The sequence below is a fragment of the Opitutaceae bacterium genome (assembly GCA_041395105.1).
Classification (GTDB): Bacteria; Verrucomicrobiota; Verrucomicrobiia; order Opitutales; family Opitutaceae; genus B12-G4.
The window spans coordinates 295,780-311,576 of record JAWLBB010000002.1; the positions used below are offsets into that span (position 1 = coordinate 295,780).

Below are 15,797 nucleotides of genomic sequence, written 5' to 3' on the forward strand. Positions count from 1 at the left end.
GTGCGTCCCATTCCGATCCCTTTTCGATCCATGACTCAGATCAAACCCGTATTCCGCCGCGAATTCGAGGGGTATTTCCGCTCCCCGGTCGCCTACGTCTATCTGATTGTCTTCCTCCTCGCCTCGGTCGGACTGGCCTTTTTTGTCGGTCGGTTCTTCAAGGCGAATGTCGCCAACCTCGACAGTTTCTTTGTTTTTCACCCCTGGCTTTTCCTTTTCCTGATTCCCGCCGCCGGCATGCGCCTCTGGGCCGAGGAACGCAGATCCGGGAGCATCGAACTGCTTTTCACTCTGCCGGTCACTGTCCCGGAAGCCGTCATCGGCAAATTCCTTGCCGCCTGGCTTTTTATCAGCCTGGGAATCGTCCTGACCTTCCCCATGGCTCTGACCGTCGGCTATCTCGGCGATCCGGATTGGGGCGTCATCGTCTCCAGCTACCTCGGGAGTATTCTCATGGCCGGGACTTATCTGGGCATCTGCTCCCTGACGTCCGCCCTCACCCGCAATCAGGTGATCAGCTTTGTGCTCAGTGTCCTCATCTGTCTGGGCATCCTCTTTCTCGGCTGGAGCGTCTTCTCCGATGTCCTCAACAGCATCTTTCCCGTCTGGTTCGTCGACATGGTCTCGAACTTCAGCTTCGTCACCCATTTCGACAATTTCACGAAGGGCATCATCGATCTGCGCAGTATCGTCTATTTCGCGTCGATGACCCTCTTTACTCTGGCTCTGAACATTCTCGTGCTTGAGCGCTGAGCCCGAACCTCCCCTCCCGGAAAGACGCCCACGATGAAAATCGGAGAAAAAACCACAGTCGCCCTGCTCCTGGTCGCGAACCTTGTCCTCGTCAACTACCTTGCCTCTTCCTACCCGGCCAAGATCGACCTGACGGCCCAGAAGATCTACACCCTTTCCGCCGGTACCCGAAATCTGATCTCGAAGATCGAGGAACCGGTTGCCCTTCAGTTCTACTTCAGCCGCAGCCTCGAAGGCCTGCCGATCAGCTTCAAGAACTACGCCACCCGGGTGGAGGAACTGCTCCGCCAATACGAAGCCGCCTCCAATGGCCTGATCCAACTCGAAGTGATTGATCCGGAACCCGATTCCGAAGAGGAAGAATCGGCGGCCCGGGCCGGCATCCAGGGCCAGAACCTCCAGAACGGAGGCGCCCTCTATTTCGGACTCTCGGCCGCCCAGGCCGACAACCAGCAGACCATCGCTTTTTTCACCACCAACCGGGAGTCCTTTCTCGAATACGACATTTCCCAGCTTCTCTACTCGGTCCAGCAATTCGACAAACCGCGGCTGGGACTCCTGACCAGCCTGCCGCTGAAGTCGCCCATGTCCATGCCGATGCCGGGTCAGCCGCGACCCACTCCTGACCAGGTCGTCATCAGCGAGTGGGAGCGCACCTTTGAGATCGTCGAGATCCAAGCTTCGGATACAGAGCTGCCCGACAATCTCGATGTGCTTGCGGTCATCCACCCGCAGGGACTCAACCCGCAACTCGTCTACGCCATCGACCAGCACGTCCTATCCGGCAGGCCTCTCTTTCTCGCCCTTGATCCCTCCTCCCGCTATTTCAAGGATCAGGGCGGCCAGAACCAGATGTACGGGCAACCGGCTCCGAACGTGACCAGCGATCTGCCCAACCTCCTCGCCGCCTGGGGAGTGTCCTACGACTCCCAGCAGGTCGTGGCCGATGCCAGCCTCGCCAGCACGGTGATCACCAATCAGGGCAATGTCCGGTTCCCCGTCTGGTTGACCCTCCCGGCCGAGCAGTTCAACCCCGACGTCCTGCCGACCAGCACCCTCAAGACCATGCTCATGATTGAGCCGGGCTCCTTCAGCATCGGCGAATCCGAAAATCTCAAGCTCACCCCGATGATCCGGACCACTGCTTCGGCCGGCAATGTCGCGTCAATGATGCTCAATTTCACACCTCCGGAGGAACTGGCCCGCCAGATCAAACCCGACGGAAAAGCCGAGGTACTCGCCGGGATGATCGAAGGCACATTCCGGACCGCCTTTCCGGACGGTCGACCCGCCGACGCCACCGACGAAACCGGGGCCACTTCCGATGAGGACACACCCTCGCCTGCCCCCGGGCTCACCGAGTCCGTCCGGCCGGGCACGGTCATTCTCGTCATGGACAGTGACTGGCTGCTCGACAGCTACAGCGTGCGCCGGATGAACTTTCTCGGCATGACCGCCCTCGATCCCCTCAACGACAACCTGAGTTTCGCCTCAAGCGCTTTGGAATTCCTTGGTGGCAGTGACGACCTCATCGCCATCCGGGGCAAGGGCACCGTGCTTCGCCCCTTCATCGTTGTGCAACGGATGGAGGCCGACGCCCAGGAACGCTACCAGGAGCAGCTTGATGAAGTCGAAACCCGGCTCCGCGAGGTCCAGAACCAACTCAGCCAACTCGCCACCCAGCAGACCGAAGGCCGCCAGTTGGTGGCCACTCCGGAGATCCAGAAATCGATCGAGGACTACCGGGCCCAGGAGGCCTCTGTCCGGGCCGAGCGCCGCAAGATCCGCAAGGCCCTGCGGGAAAATATCGAGCGCCTGGGAACGGTTCTTCTTCTGGCCAATCTCCTGGTTGTTCCGGTCGGTGTCGGGATCGTCGGAATCGCCTTTTTCACGCGCCGTAACCGCAGACAGAAGAGCTGACGCGATGACTATAAAGAGACTCTCCATCACCTTTCTCATCCTGGCCGTTCTCTCGGTCGCGACCTGGCTGATCAAGCGGCCGGCTCCGCCTCCCGGACTCGATCCCCGCACCGGCCAGCCTCTCGTCAGCCGTGAAACGCTCGCGGCCGCCCGGGAGATCACCATCCGGGAAGGCGACAGAACGGTCACCTTGAGCACCGACGAAACCAACGGCACCTGGCAGGTTGCTGACTATTACGGATTCCCGGTCGACTTCAGCAAACTCTCCTCCCTTGCCTCCAGCCTGCAGTCGGCCTCCGTCGTGCGTCTCGTCAGCCGCAACCCGGACCGGATCGAAAGACTCGATCTCGGGAATGCCGGCATCGAGATCGCAACCGGCGGTGCCCTGCCCGCCGTCCGCCTCGCCATCGGAAAAACATCTGAAGGCGGCGGCCGCTTCATCGGGTTTGATACCGAAGAAAAGGCCTATCTGACCGATCTCACCATCCAGATCGACGCCACGGCGAAGAACTGGGCCCTTGCCCGCCTCCTCGATTTCAAGGCGGAGGATGTCTCGGGAGTCGACATTTCGTTCGAAGACGACGCCGCCCACCTGGTGGTGAAGCGGGACACCGCCGAGGCCGATTGGAAGCTGGCATCGGCTCAGGCCACCGGAAACGTCAGATCCCGGGAGCTGAACAACCTCCTCAACCGCTTTACCGGCCTCCGGTTTACGGATACCGACGAACCCGGGTCGGAGGAATCCATCGCCGCCCTTGACCATTCGCGATCCGTCATCATCGAACTCTTCGACGGCACCCGCTACTCGATACGGATCGGGCGTCGTCCCGCCCCACCCGTCGCACCGGCCGAAGAAGGCCCGGAAGAGAATTCCGCGGCCACCCCGCCACCGGCACCCAAACCCGGCCCCGTCTATGTCTTCGTCGAGTCCAACCGGGAGGACACACCCATCAACCAGCTGATGGCCAGGCGGAGTTTTCGGATTTCCGACTACACCTTCACCAGCCTGCCTGCCTCGGCCGATATCCTGATCGAGCCCGTTCCGGAACCACCCCCGGAGCCGGCACCCGAACCGGAGAGTGCGGAAGAACCGGCCGGGGGCAATTGAACATCATTTTCGAGCCGGTCTCCCGACCGCCCCGCGAACCTGCTCCAGGATAAAGGCCGCGACTTCCTCCTTCGGCGCCGGACCGAACGGCATGCGAACCCCGGACGATGACATCAGGACGATTTCATTGTCGTCGACCTCCATCCCGAGGCCCGGTCGGCTGATATCATTCGCGACGATCCAATCCATCCCCTTACGGACCAGTTTCTCCGCCGCATAGTCTTCGAGATGCTGGGATTCGGCCGCGAACCCCACCACGGTCTGATGCGTCCTCAAGGCAGCCAGATGCTTGAGAATATCGGGGTTTCGAACCATCTTCACCGACAGCCGATCCTTCGATTTCTTCATCTTTTCCGAGGCGCATTCCGCCGGCCGATAGTCCGCCACCGCCGCCACCATGAAGAGAATGTCACACCATCGAAAGAGCGGCTCGACTGCGGCCAGCATCTCGACCGCCGAAACGACCCGATGTATGCGGACATTCCGGGGCGGCCTCAGCGAAACCGGTCCCGAGACCAGCTCCACCTCCCAACCCAAAATGGCCGCCTTTTCCGCAAGTGCGAAACCCATTTTGCCACTGGAGGCATTGCTCAGGAATCGGACCGGATCCAGATACTCACGGGTCGGACCCGCCGTGACGAGGCAGCGAATGCCACCGGACGCGGATTTCCTGCCTGATCGGACAGCGAAGGCGGATGCCATGCCTCAGCAAAACCGGACTGACCATGTTCGCCAAATGAAAAGTGGGCCTTGGGGGAATTCAGATCCCAGACAAATGAGCCCGACATGAAATCGCCTTCGCAATGTTTCGAAGACGAGATTGGAAACCCACTCAGACCACAGTCGACGAAACGACCGGCAAAACGCTTCACTTTACCACCGTCGGGCTGATCACTGTCCGATCATTGTAGACCTCCTCGGCCCGAGGGAGCATGGCAGTCATCTTGAGAATTCGCTCCGGATAGGCCGGGTGAGTCGACAGGTAGGCCGGAACCCCGGGAGACCCTGTTTCCCCGGCTTCCATCTTCTCCATCAGCTTGATCGCCTCCGCCGGATCATATCCCGCCTTCGCCATGTAAACCATTCCAATCTGGTCCGCCTCGCTCTCCTTGTCGCGGTCCCAACCAAGCGCGGCCACACCCGTCCCCAACCCATAGACCTGAAGGACCGAACTGGTGGGCAGACCACCGCTGGCGGCCGTCACTCCGACGATGTAGCCGCCTCCCTCAATCATCAGCTCCTGGGATAGCTTTTCATGGATGTGCTTGGCTGTGACATGGGCGATTTCATGGGCCACCACCGAGGCCAATTGAGCCTCGTTGTCGACGAGATCGAATATCCCCGAAAAGACCCCGACTTTCCCTCCCGCCATGGCAAAGGCATTGACCTCGTTGGGCGCATCAAAGACGACGAATTCCCAGTCCGCGTCGGTCGCATCCCAGAAGACGACCTTGGCGATCCGGCTGCCGACCCGCTCGAGCATCTCGTTGTAGGTGGGATTCGTCGACACCCGGTATTTCTTCTTGGTCTCAGCGAAGGCTTCCTTGCTCATCTCCACGACCGATTTGTCGTCGACGAGATCGATCGTTTTGCGACCCGTGACGGGAACCGTGTGGCACCCCGCAAAGATCATCAACATTGAAACCAGCAGAACCCGCCATCCGTAATATTCGGTCATCAGTGTTTAATACGTCACTCACGCAAAATGGTTTCACCAGAGGTCAATTCCCTGCCCTTCGCGCTCCAATCCGGACAAATTCCGGAATACCGCCCCGTTTTTCGACACTTTGCTTTGAATTCTCGCCAAGCCCGGACATCCTGCGACAATGGAACACTGATCGTGACCTCCCAGTCAGAGACAACGAATGTCGCGCCCTCCGGTTGGACGCGATGATCCGTCCAGGACATCCTCCCATTGCCCATGCCCGAAGACCCGAGTCAACCATCCGGCACCCGCCATCAGATCATTCATTGGAATCCCGATCAGAGACCGGGGCCGGAATCCAAGCCCGAGAAAGGCAACCGTCGAACCCTCGCCCTTGTCATCGGCGCCTGTGCGCTTGTGATTGTCGCGGTCGGTCTTTCCTGGGCGGTTTTCAAGTTCACCTCCCGGTCCGGGGCACCGGCCCAACCCGGCAGCTATGATCCCCTGTCCATCGGCAACGTCACCGGTGACGATCTTCGAACGTCATTCGTCAGCCGGTCCCGCGCGGAACTCTCCCGTGATACGGCTGCCCGCTCCCTCGCCGAGTTCCGAAAGATGCCGGCCGAGCACCCGCGCATCCTCCAGGCCATGATCATGCTGGAAAAGGATTTCCTCGAAGGGGAGCGACTCCTCGGCCGTTCGGAATTCCAGCCGGCACTCGTTCAGTTCGAGTCCGTCAACGACAAGATCAAGGATTTCTCCGAACAGATTGAACTCCGCCGCCAGGCACGGGAGGGTTATGACAATTTCCTCGTTCGGATCGAGCAACTGGAAATCGGCCGCAACCTCGCCCCTGACGCCTACAACCGGGCATTTTCCTCCGCCAGTGAGGGCCGTCAATTCCTTGAACAAGGCAGTTTCCAAGCCGCCGCCACCAAGCTTGAAGAAGCTGCCGAGGCCATGGATGAGATAGAGGCTGCCATTGACGACGGGGTTCAAGGAAGCCTCCTGGACGGCCGCCAGGCCCTGGCCAATGGCGATCGGCAAGCGGCACTCAATGCCTTCCGCGCCGTGCTTGAGACCAAACCCGACAATGAGGAAGCCATACGTGGCCTTGCACGGGCCGAGACGATCGAAGTACTCGAAGACCTCCTTGTCCGTGCAGCCGCAGCCGAAGAATCCGGTGCCTTCGAGGAATCACTCTCCCTCTACGAAAAAGCCCAGGAAACCGACGCGCTTTCCGCCCAGGCCCAGCAGGGCGTGGCCCGATTGAAGAAGGAAATCAAGGATAGGGACTTCAACCTGGCCATGGCCGAAGCCGAAACCGCCGAGTCCAATGATGATTGGGAGGCGGCCATCGCCGCCTATGGAAGAGCCATCGAAGTCTACCCACGACGCGACGAGGTCAAGGCACTGCTGGAAACGGCAAAGGAAACGAGTCATGAACTCAATGTGCAACGCGCGCTGGCCTCCGCCTACGATGCGGAGAACAATCGTGACTGGATGGCCGCGCGCCGGGCCTACCTGAAGACTCTGGAGATCGAGCCCAAGCTTGCCGAAGCGGAGGAGGGACTCGTCCGCACCAGCCGGATGCTTCGCGTTATTCTTCGCTACGAAAAGCTCCTTGAACTCGCTGCCGACCAGGCCGCCCGGGCGGAGTACCAGGCATCCATCCGCAGCTTCAACGAGGCGATTTCGATCAAGCCGGACTATATTCAACTCACAGCCGATCAGGTCACTCTGAAGAACCTCCTCAGCGCCCAGAGCAAGCCGGTCGAAATCAATTTCCAGTCCGACACCAAGACCTGGGTCACCATATCCAACTACAAGCTTCTCGGGAAATTCAAGCAAGAGTCCGTCAAGATCCTGCCCGGGGATTACGAAATCGTGGGGCGCCGCAAGGGCTACGAGGACGTCATTCTGCTTCTCCAGGTGAGAAATGGGTCCCCTCCCCCGACCGTCGTCGTGGTCTGTGACAAGCGCCTGACAAAATAGACAAAAGGGATACATCATGAAATCCTTCCGTTTCAGCCTTAAGGTCATCTCCGCCACACTCGCCGTTTTCGCCGGCTCGGGTTTGACTCTCCAGGCCCAATCCACCTCCGGGAGCAAGGTACGCGAGGTTCCCGGACCCAATCCGGATCTCTTCGACGGTTCCAAGGCAGAGGAAGAAAGCCGACCCGAAAGCGGGATCATCTCCGATTTTGAAATGGGCAGCGGAGAAAGCGATCCACAAGCCGCCGGGAGTCCGCAACAGCAACAGCAGGATCAGCAGGGCTCCCAAGGCCAGCAGCAGGGAAGCGGAAGCGGAGGTTCAGGTCCGGAGGGATCCGAACAGGGCCAGGGTGGCGGTGGATCCGAGGAGATGATCGAGGAGGGCGAAATGCCCGAACAACAACAGGGACAGCAGGGGCAACAGGGACAGCAAGGCCAGCAGGGGCAACAGGGCGGGCAACAGGGAGGTCAACAGAGCCAGTCCTCCTCTTCTTCGAGTTCCAGCTCCCAGAAGGGCGGGCAACCACCACCCAAGAACAACGTAACCCTCGGTGACGACAGTCTGAAGATCGAAACAGTCGAAATGCCAGCCGACGAATCGCTCATCGGTCAGGAGGAATCCAAGAAACCCGCGACCGAGGACACGGGAGCCGGAGGCGCTTCCGGAAAGCAGGGGCCACGGCAGAATACCGGCGTCGAACAGGGTGACGCCATGCCCTCGGACATCTGAGAGCGGTCAAATCCAATCCCAATCCATCATGTCGCGTCACACCTTCCACCTTATCCGTACCGGGGTCCTGGCGGCCCTTTGCATTCTGCCGGCGTCACTCCATGCAACAACGAAGGTCTTTCCCGTCGAAGCCATCGAGGAAAGCCGTTACCTCCCGATCGAAGAGTGGAAATCCGCCTATCCCGGCATCGATATGACCGGGATGGTCCTCAACGACGAGGGCTACTACGTGCGCTACCGGCACGAGAATCTCAACTATTTCTTCGGACCGATCGCGACTCTGGACGAGGCTCAGGAACACCTCCGCATGATGGAGACGGTCCGCAACGAGCTCATCAGCAAGCGCCCTTCCCTCAGCACCAGTCAGGTCGACGTTGTTCGGTTTTCCCTCGACGACGCGGTTTGGGGTCGTGCCGGCAAAGGCGGTCTCGGCGACGGCACGGGCGTGGGCGAAGAGGGCCCCGGTGGCACGATGAAGGGTGGCACGATGAAAGGGGAGACCCAGTCCGGCCCTTGGGCGGACAGCAACAACAATGGGATCCCCGACGCGCTTGAAGACCTCAACCGCAATGGAATCGCGGACGGACTCGAGGACGGCAACGGCAATGGCACCCCGGACGGCGCGGAGGGCGATTCTGCCAGCACCGCTCCCATGGGCGACCAGAACGGCAACGGCATGCCGGATGCCCTCGAAGACCAGAACAGAAACGGGATTCCGGACGGTCTCGAGGATCTCAACGGGAATGGCATTCCGGACGTCCGGGACCTCGGGGCCCTCGGCGACCTCAGCCAGGGTCAGAGTGTGATGGGCGATTCGCAGGGCGGTCAGCAGGGGTCCCAGGGTCAACAGGGCCAACAGGGATCCCAGGGTCAGCAGGGATCCCAGGGTCAACAGGGATCCCAGGGCCAGCAGGGTCAACAGGGTCAACAGGGCCAACAGGGTCAACAGGGGCAGCAGAGTTCAAGCAGTTCAGGCAGTCCCAGCAGCTCGAGTTCCAGTTCGAGCTCCAGTTCCGGTGGTTCGGGTTCGCCATCCCAACAACAGCAGCAGCAACAGCAGCAGAGCGGAGGCGGCAGTCTCCTTGATCTGCTGAAAGGACTTTTCGGACTCTAGTGTGGTGTCCGATAAATAATGTAACGTAAAGCGAGGCGCCAAAAGGCCTTGGGCAAGGCGGCCGAGTGGGTGCATGCCCGTAAGGCCTGTGCGCACTCGGGCAACGCCAGCCAAGGCCATTTGCCGTCTCGCCCGCAGGGCCATGCGCTTTTGGCACCCATCCGCGTTGGTCTGAGGCAGGAGGGCCTACCGGCCCGCAGGCCTCAACCCGCCTTGATGGAGCGGCCAAAATCGCTATGGCTTTATGACACAGGATTTATCTGACACCACACTAGGAAGGGACCGGAACCCCATTCCCTTGACGTTGGTTTTCGCTCAATCGTTTACCGCGATGAAGGCTCCGCCGTGTTCATAGGTCAGCTCACGCATGAGGTTGGCGAACTTCAGACCGGTCTGGCCCATTGAAAACGAGTAGCGGATGACGTTGGGAAACCCGATCGCGTTGATTGTGACCGAACGTTTCCCTTCTTCATCCCTTGGATTGAGGTCATCAATACGCTTCAGCACCGCGTCCGCCGTCCCGGTGAATTCGTCACCGAAGACATAAACGCCCATATTCATCTCGGGATCGTCCGGCCGGTTCAGTGTCCGGATAGCCTTGATGATCCCGGGGACCGGATTGCTGTTGCTGAAAACGCCGTAGCGCCGCACCGCCCATTTGACACGTTCCCGAATCTCCGGGCTGTCGGGAATCCACTCGTTGCCGCCGCCGACCACATTGCGACCATCGGCGTCGAATACCTGGATTCCATTGACCAACGGGTAGGATTGGAGAACGTCTTCAATCTTGTTGACCACAATGGGCCACATGTCGCCGGTGTTGGGGTCACGCATACTACCGGAAGTGTCGATGACAAAGGCGAGGTAGTTGTTCTCGACCGGAACGCCGATCGGGAGATCGGTCTCCTGAGGAAGGTCCACTTCCTTCTGCATGGCGGCGATCTCGGCGAGGATCGACTCGATATCGACCAGGAGATTCTCCTTGCCCGCCTGGTACTGCTGAAACTGGGCCTCCAGCTTTGCCAGCATGGATTTCATCTCGTCGATCTGGGGAGCAAGGAATTCCAGACGTTCCTGGTCGGAAATCATCCGCTTGGAGAGCATCTCCCTGGTCGCCCGCAGCTGGGCCAGCAGTGCCATCCGTTGCGCGATGGTCTGCTCAAGGCTGTCCTTCATACCCTGAAGCACTGGATTCTGTGCTCCCATTGAGATGACAAAGAGCAGGATGATCGCTCCAAACCCGCAGCAGATGCAGTCAAGGAACGATAGGCTGAAAACCTCCGCAGCGCGTCGTTTCTTTGCCATTTCAGGTGTCGGGCCAGGACCGGGCCGGGCTGACCAGGGCGCCGCGGGTTTCGTTGGACAATTCCCAGAAGAGCATGGCCGCCGCCGGGTCGCCCGTCATCGGGTAGAGGATGGTGTTGACCGGAATCCGCGGAGGCAGGCGCCGCATGGCCGCCCGGAACATCCGCTCCCGATCACGATCCGCAACCGACCCCCGGCCCGGATAGGTGTCGCTCAGAGTGGGTAGTCCGTCGACAAAGAGCACGATAGAATCCGCTGCGTATTTGAAATCTCGAGACACAGTAAAGGCACGCTCGAGATTGGCTCCGCCCTTCGGGACGAGAAGATCGAGTCGCTGGACAACCTCGCCCGAGGACTCCCGATCCGCCGGGGCGAGCCATTCTCCATCCCGATCCGGAAGGATAGGCAGGGTCTCCTCGTTGAAGTAGAGTATCTGGTATTTGGTGGCCGCCGGAAGCGAATTGATCATCCAGAGGATGGAACGGATGACCCGCTGCCATTTCGGTGCCTTGCGCTTTTCATACTCCGGATCGCCCTGACGGGCGATCGCCCCGTCCACCGTGTCATCGAGCATGCCACCGGAGGCCTCAACCAGAAACAAAACCCGGTCCCCGTTGAGCTTGAATCCTGTCAGATACTGGCGCCGTTCGATGTTCGGGACGGGAATCGGCGGTGGCTCCTCCACCGTCGGGATGTTCTCCTTTTCCTCCATCCGCTTCTTCAATTCGTCCTCCAGGGTCGATTGCTCCAACATGAGAAGGGCAAGGATCTCCTCCCGATTGGCCATCTTCTTCTCGAGTTCGGTCCGGGCGTCCTCCAGCGACTTCACACGACTCGTGTTGTCCGCCGTTGTATCCTCCAGCTTCTTGACCGCGTCCTCCTCGATCGTCACTTCCACCGCCATCCGCTGGGCGATGGTCTGAAGATCGCCGATCTCCTTCTCGCTCACATCCGCCTTCTTTCCGCTGGTGATGACAAAGAGAAGAAGCACCGCGCCAAAGCCGCAGGAAATGCAGTCAAGAAACGACATGCTGAAGACTTCAACCGTTCGCCGTTTCAGTCGCGACATCGGATCAAAACCTCCTCAATTCGGTCGGGGTCCGGCACCACCTGCGAGACGAACGAAAAGCAGCGACCCATCCCGTTCTTCGTCGGAGAAGAGAATCCGATCGCCGCATTCCACCCGTTCCCGCATTCCCGAAACGCCGCCCGATTCCGACTCGTCCTCAAGCTCGAAGAAAAGTCCGTCTTCCTGACGGATGAGACGGAATCGCTCGACTCCGATCGCTGACTGCGCGACTGCGAGAGGCAGGTCAATTGACCCATCTCCATGATCGGGGCCGATTGTTGTCTCTTTCTTGTCGATTGGGTGGGCCACCCCGCCCATGACCAGATGAGTGGGCGCCGGCTCCGGGGATCCCGCTGCGCCTTCCGCCTTCACCAGGACCGGCCGGACGGAGCGTTTCTGCCATTCCCGCTCTCCCTCGAAAAGAACGAGCGATTCGTCCACTGCGACCAGACTCAGATCTTCGGGTCTGTCCCGATCACGGGCCAGCCAGGCTGCACCCCGAGCCGCTTCTCCGACCGTCTGGACGATCAGGTTCCGGTAACCGAGGGCCCGCAGCCTTGCTTCCAGTCCGCGAATCCGGCCCGCCTTGTCCGTAAGGACCAGAAAACATCGATCCGGGGTCGTCCCCTCCTCGCTCACGACCTTCTCCAACGACCGGACCAGGGCCTCGACGAAGGGGCTGATGTCCGCCCGCAGGGTCTCACGGGTGATTTTCAACTGGCGGTTTCGATTTCGGCCGTGAATTTCCAGAACCGCCTCACGGGATCGATCATCGGACGCCAGGACCTCCATCAGCTTACGATAGAATCCCTGTTCAATCCTTCGGTCTTCGGATACATCGAACGCCGTCTGGCGCAAGAGCCGATCGGCCATCGTGTCGGTCAGAACCCGCATCATCTGCACCAATCCGAGCTGTTGTACACGGCGCGCCGAAACCCGTCGCAATCCATCTTCCCGCCGGAGCAGGGTGAACTGGGTCGAGTGAAGCAGCAGCTCGATATGAATGATCGGAAGGGAGACCGGTGGCAGCGGATTGAGCGACCGGGAGAGTGAGGCAAGCGCAATGTCCGTCAGGCTGACAAGGGGAATCCCGAGATCACCCGCCATCCCGAGAATCAGTCCGATCTTCTCATCCCGTCCATAGGCGGTCTCAAGATAGGCGGGAGGAACCGCCAGTGTCACCCGGTCAACATCGCCGGATTGTCCGAGGACCCGCCCCCAGAGATCCCTGAGGAAATAATAGGCCAACTCGGAAAATGACGGCGACTGCCGAACACCGCCCAGGCCGGATGACCCATGGGAAAGCTCTTCCAGAAACACACTGCTGACCTGCCGCGGCAATTCCATGCACCGGTCCTCTGCCGGCTGGCCGAAGACCAGTCCTTCGGCCTCCCGCAGCACGAAAGCCGGCCACCCTTGCCGAACAGGGGACGCATTCAGGTCGAGATTCCGGACTTCCTGCCCGTCATGGACCGCCGCGAGGACTCCGGCATCGTTGAACTCCAGTCCGACCGTTCTCATGTCATTGATTCCAGACCTTTCCGCCCGATCATTGGGGCAGGGAGAGTCGGCTCTCATCCCGTGAGGGGATCTTCATCAGACCGACAAGCTTGTCCCGGCAATAGGTGTCAACATCGAGGATGAAACCCTCCTGACGCGACTGAAGCATGTGCATCATGAACATCAGGACAATGCTCAGAAGGAGCGCGATCAGGGTGGAATTGAAGGCCAGGCCCAGGGCTGAGGTGACTCCGCTGATATCGCCCTCGATCGCCTTGTCGGCCTGGGCAAGCGCCTCACCGATACCCCGGACCGTCCCGATGAAACCCACCGAAGGGATCGCCCAGGCGATGTAGCGCACCAGGGACAGATCCGACTCCATTTCTTCCGCCGCCAGTTCCGCCCGTTCCCGTATGGCACTGACCACGTCCTGAATCGATCGAGTCGAATTGAACCGGTGCAAACCGATCAGAACCACCTGGGGCAGCAGTCGTTCCCGCCACCCTTTTTGACGGTCCAACGACCCGTTCACGTCCTTGTAGTAGTCGAGGGCGTCTTCCGGAATGATCCGTTCGCCCTCCTCGATCGGCACGAAATCCACCTTGAGCATCTGCTGTTCGCGGCCCACCAGAAAGAGTTTGTAGCCCAGAATAATCCCCGCCCAGACCATCAGCGTGATACAGACCTGCTGTTCGTAGTCCTTCAGAATGATGAAGATCGATCGCTTTGGCGCATAGGTCTCACCTCCGGTGGTCGTCGCCTGAATCCGCTGGCTCAGCGCCTCATCAATCACCGCATGCGGTCGAATATAAAGAGAATAGAGCATGGCTACCGAAACGATCGCGAAGACCAGGCCGGCATTCTGAACGATGAAGTTCTGCGAGAAAATTCCCCTAGTCTTTAGTCCCATCGCTATTGTTTTGGTGTCGCTATCGATTATAGTGCCTTAAAAATGAAACCAGTTGACCACTTGATCGTATCTATCAATTAGCTGGATCTGAAACTTAGAAGAGCAATACTGACCAATGGGGCACCCCAAAGGTCTTCATTACTGGCACACATTAAGCATACCCTGAAATGTGGCAATGGTTCCTTGCCAAAATTCAAAAAAGAAGGATTCCACGTGATTAGACATCCCTTAACCCGCATCCTCACCCTCTCCACCTTCGCAGCCGGCCTCCTGCTCGGGACCGGATGTTCGTCGACCACCTCCAAGTCCGTGAGCGGTGCCGGCACCGGTGCGGCCGCCGGCGCAGCCGTCGGAGGCATAGCCGCCTCGGCCACCGGCGGAAACACCACCCAGGGCCTTCTCGTCGGCGGTGCCGCCGGAGCAGTCATCGGCGGCCTGATCGGCCTGAGCCAGGAGATGAAGGAGAAATCGGAGCAGGACCGCCTCGCCCAGGAGCGCGCCTACCAGCAGGAACTGGCCCGACGCCGGGCTGAAGAAGCCAAGCGCAAGGCGGCCATGGACGAAGAGCTTGCCATCGCCCAGGGCTTCCAGATTTCCGACTACGAGCTGACCCAGATCCAGGAGCGCGCCCGCGAACAGGAGGAGCGCCTGAAGGAACTCCGGGCGAAACGGGCCGAGGCTCTCTCCAAGAAGAAAGCCCTCGATGACGCCAACGAGAAGATTCTCTCCGCCAGTGCAGAGATCGAGTATCTCGAACGCGAGCTGGCCGAGCTCAGCGGCGAAGAAGCCGCCATCGAGGAAGCCGGTGAGTCCGCCAATGACTCCGCCTACTGACCAGGAATAATCGGCTCATGCCGTTGCTCTCATCCATGCCAGAAAACCGGAAATGAATTGGACTGGAGAGACACTTCCGAGCCCACGCAACCGAATGAATCCGATGACATTGCGGTCAGTTGCAACACCAATTGGCGGGGTTCTTGGCCTGGCCATCGTCGCCCTCTTCTCCGGTTGCGCCACCACCTACAACTTCAAGGTCGACGCCATCAGCAATCCAAGCGCCGCACCGGGTGTTTCCTACAAGGTCGTCAACAAGAATCCCGACGGCGGCAAGAGCGACCTCCGGTCGCAGGAAGCCGCCGAATACGTCAAAACCGCACTCTCCGGGAAGGGCCTTTACGAGGCCGAATCAGCCGAGGATGCAGATATGATCGTCGAGTTCGAATACGGCATGGAGGAACCCCGGACCAAAGTCTCGAAAGTCTCCACCCCAATCTACATCGACGTCCCCGGTGCCGTCCGTTACGTGCAGACGCCGGTCAAGGACAAGGATGGCAACATCAGAATGGTCACGGTGGCCGTCCGTGAACCTTCCACCCGCCAATACGCCGGCCAGCAGGAGTCGGTCATCGTCCAGACGATCTACGAAAAATACATGCGCATCACCGCCCGGGAAAACAACCCCGAGGAAGATGGAGACAACCAGGGCGAGCAGGTTTGGAGTGTCTATGTCACCAACGAAGATGAGCGCGACGACCTCCGCCAGTATCTCCCCGTCATGGTTTCGGCGGCAGTCGACTTTATCGGGGAGAACTCCGAGACACAGCAGACCGTCAAGCTCAAGGACACCGACGAAGTCGTCACCTTCGTCAAGAAGGGACTCTGACCGGTGCGTTCGGACTCCGGCACCCATGGTTTGCCCGAGTAGCCCGATCCGGTGATCCGGACAGGTGCCGGTACCCGAGCCCGGC

Annotated in this window: 14 protein-coding genes; 8 read left to right on the plus strand and 6 right to left on the minus strand. The window is 59.8% G+C overall.

Features of this window, described 5'->3' with window-relative positions; genetic code table 11:
* Positions 1-30: 30 nt before the first annotated feature.
* Genes R3F07_08065 through R3F07_08075 form a run of 3 tightly spaced genes read left to right on the plus strand, consistent with a single transcriptional unit; the run spans position 31 to position 3,781 of the window.
* On the plus strand, positions 31-753 hold the full coding sequence (locus tag R3F07_08065; GenBank protein MEZ5276319.1) for a heme exporter protein CcmB: 723 nt from the start codon (positions 31-33) through the stop codon (positions 751-753).
* Positions 754-786: 33 nt separating this feature from the next.
* The gene (locus tag R3F07_08070; protein ID MEZ5276320.1) at positions 787-2,673 is read left to right on the plus strand and encodes a GldG family protein; all 1,887 of its coding nucleotides are present in this window, start codon (positions 787-789) and stop codon (positions 2,671-2,673) included.
* A 4-nt stretch (positions 2,674-2,677) separates the two neighbouring features.
* Entirely contained in the window at positions 2,678-3,781 is a 1,104-nt protein-coding gene (locus R3F07_08075) for a DUF4340 domain-containing protein (protein ID MEZ5276321.1), read from the plus strand.
* A 3-nt stretch (positions 3,782-3,784) separates the two neighbouring features.
* On the opposite strand, the gene R3F07_08080 is transcribed toward R3F07_08075, so the two are convergent.
* Both R3F07_08080 and R3F07_08085 read right to left on the minus strand, forming a co-directional pair.
* Entirely contained in the window at positions 3,785-4,483 is a 699-nt protein-coding gene (locus R3F07_08080) for a phosphopantothenoylcysteine decarboxylase (protein MEZ5276322.1), read from the minus strand.
* Between the two features lie 166 nt (positions 4,484-4,649).
* Positions 4,650-5,459: a M48 family metallopeptidase gene (locus R3F07_08085; GenBank protein MEZ5276323.1), complete on the minus strand. Its 810-nt coding sequence runs from the start codon at positions 5,457-5,459 to the stop codon at positions 4,650-4,652.
* Between the two features lie 243 nt (positions 5,460-5,702).
* Between R3F07_08085 and R3F07_08090 the strand changes: the two genes are divergently transcribed.
* Genes R3F07_08090 through R3F07_08100 form a run of 3 tightly spaced genes read left to right on the plus strand, consistent with a single transcriptional unit; the run spans position 5,703 to position 9,265 of the window.
* Positions 5,703-7,421 (plus strand): hypothetical protein, encoded by a 1,719-nt coding sequence (locus R3F07_08090; protein MEZ5276324.1) that lies wholly within the window; start codon positions 5,703-5,705, stop codon positions 7,419-7,421.
* Between the two features lie 16 nt (positions 7,422-7,437).
* The gene (locus R3F07_08095) at positions 7,438-8,151 is read left to right on the plus strand and encodes a hypothetical protein (GenBank protein MEZ5276325.1); all 714 of its coding nucleotides are present in this window, start codon (positions 7,438-7,440) and stop codon (positions 8,149-8,151) included.
* Positions 8,152-8,179: 28 nt separating this feature from the next.
* Positions 8,180-9,265 (plus strand): hypothetical protein, encoded by a 1,086-nt coding sequence (locus tag R3F07_08100; protein MEZ5276326.1) that lies wholly within the window; start codon positions 8,180-8,182, stop codon positions 9,263-9,265.
* Positions 9,266-9,580: 315 nt separating this feature from the next.
* On the opposite strand, the gene R3F07_08105 is transcribed toward R3F07_08100, so the two are convergent.
* From R3F07_08105 to R3F07_08120, 4 genes are read right to left on the minus strand one after another with little or no spacing between them, the layout of a single operon-like run.
* Positions 9,581-10,570 carry a hypothetical protein gene (locus R3F07_08105; GenBank protein MEZ5276327.1) on the minus strand — a complete coding sequence of 330 codons (990 nt, stop codon included), beginning with the start codon at positions 10,568-10,570 and terminating at the stop codon, positions 9,581-9,583.
* A gap of 1 nt (position 10,571) precedes the next feature.
* The gene (locus R3F07_08110) at positions 10,572-11,639 is read right to left on the minus strand and encodes a hypothetical protein (protein ID MEZ5276328.1); all 1,068 of its coding nucleotides are present in this window, start codon (positions 11,637-11,639) and stop codon (positions 10,572-10,574) included.
* A gap of 15 nt (positions 11,640-11,654) precedes the next feature.
* Positions 11,655-13,160 carry a hypothetical protein gene (locus R3F07_08115; GenBank protein MEZ5276329.1) on the minus strand — a complete coding sequence of 502 codons (1,506 nt, stop codon included), beginning with the start codon at positions 13,158-13,160 and terminating at the stop codon, positions 11,655-11,657.
* 28 nt (positions 13,161-13,188) lie between these two features.
* Positions 13,189-14,049, minus strand: coding sequence for a MotA/TolQ/ExbB proton channel family protein (locus R3F07_08120; protein MEZ5276330.1), 861 nt, complete (start codon positions 14,047-14,049; stop codon positions 13,189-13,191).
* Between the two features lie 213 nt (positions 14,050-14,262).
* Here R3F07_08120 and R3F07_08125 point away from each other — a divergent pair, with 213 nt between their 5' ends.
* Both R3F07_08125 and R3F07_08130 read left to right on the plus strand, forming a co-directional pair.
* Positions 14,263-14,883: a hypothetical protein gene (locus tag R3F07_08125; protein ID MEZ5276331.1), complete on the plus strand. Its 621-nt coding sequence runs from the start codon at positions 14,263-14,265 to the stop codon at positions 14,881-14,883.
* Positions 14,884-14,986: 103 nt separating this feature from the next.
* Positions 14,987-15,712, plus strand: coding sequence for a hypothetical protein (locus tag R3F07_08130; protein ID MEZ5276332.1), 726 nt, complete (start codon positions 14,987-14,989; stop codon positions 15,710-15,712).
* The last annotated feature ends 85 nt before the right edge of the window (positions 15,713-15,797 follow it).

What these genes read in the sequence shown, in the direction of transcription:
- R3F07_08110 (MEZ5276328.1), bottom strand. Translation starts at nt 11,639, where the DNA reads ATGTCGCGACTGAAACGGCGAACGGTTGAAGTCTTCAGCATGTCGTTT.
- R3F07_08075 (MEZ5276321.1), top strand. Translation starts at nt 2,678, where the DNA reads ATGACTATAAAGAGACTCTCCATCACCTTTCTCATCCTGGCCGTTCTC.
- R3F07_08120 (MEZ5276330.1), bottom strand. Translation starts at nt 14,049, where the DNA reads ATGGGACTAAAGACTAGGGGAATTTTCTCGCAGAACTTCATCGTTCAG.
- R3F07_08065 (MEZ5276319.1), top strand. Translation starts at nt 31, where the DNA reads ATGACTCAGATCAAACCCGTATTCCGCCGCGAATTCGAGGGGTATTTC.
- R3F07_08130 (MEZ5276332.1), top strand. Translation starts at nt 14,987, where the DNA reads ATGACATTGCGGTCAGTTGCAACACCAATTGGCGGGGTTCTTGGCCTG.
- R3F07_08090 (MEZ5276324.1), top strand. Translation starts at nt 5,703, where the DNA reads ATGCCCGAAGACCCGAGTCAACCATCCGGCACCCGCCATCAGATCATT.
- R3F07_08095 (MEZ5276325.1), top strand. Translation starts at nt 7,438, where the DNA reads ATGAAATCCTTCCGTTTCAGCCTTAAGGTCATCTCCGCCACACTCGCC.
- R3F07_08080 (MEZ5276322.1), bottom strand. Translation starts at nt 4,483, where the DNA reads ATGGCATCCGCCTTCGCTGTCCGATCAGGCAGGAAATCCGCGTCCGGT.
- R3F07_08115 (MEZ5276329.1), bottom strand. Translation starts at nt 13,160, where the DNA reads ATGAGAACGGTCGGACTGGAGTTCAACGATGCCGGAGTCCTCGCGGCG.
- R3F07_08070 (MEZ5276320.1), top strand. Translation starts at nt 787, where the DNA reads ATGAAAATCGGAGAAAAAACCACAGTCGCCCTGCTCCTGGTCGCGAAC.
- R3F07_08085 (MEZ5276323.1), bottom strand. Translation starts at nt 5,459, where the DNA reads ATGACCGAATATTACGGATGGCGGGTTCTGCTGGTTTCAATGTTGATG.
- R3F07_08100 (MEZ5276326.1), top strand. Translation starts at nt 8,180, where the DNA reads ATGTCGCGTCACACCTTCCACCTTATCCGTACCGGGGTCCTGGCGGCC.
- R3F07_08105 (MEZ5276327.1), bottom strand. Translation starts at nt 10,570, where the DNA reads ATGGCAAAGAAACGACGCGCTGCGGAGGTTTTCAGCCTATCGTTCCTT.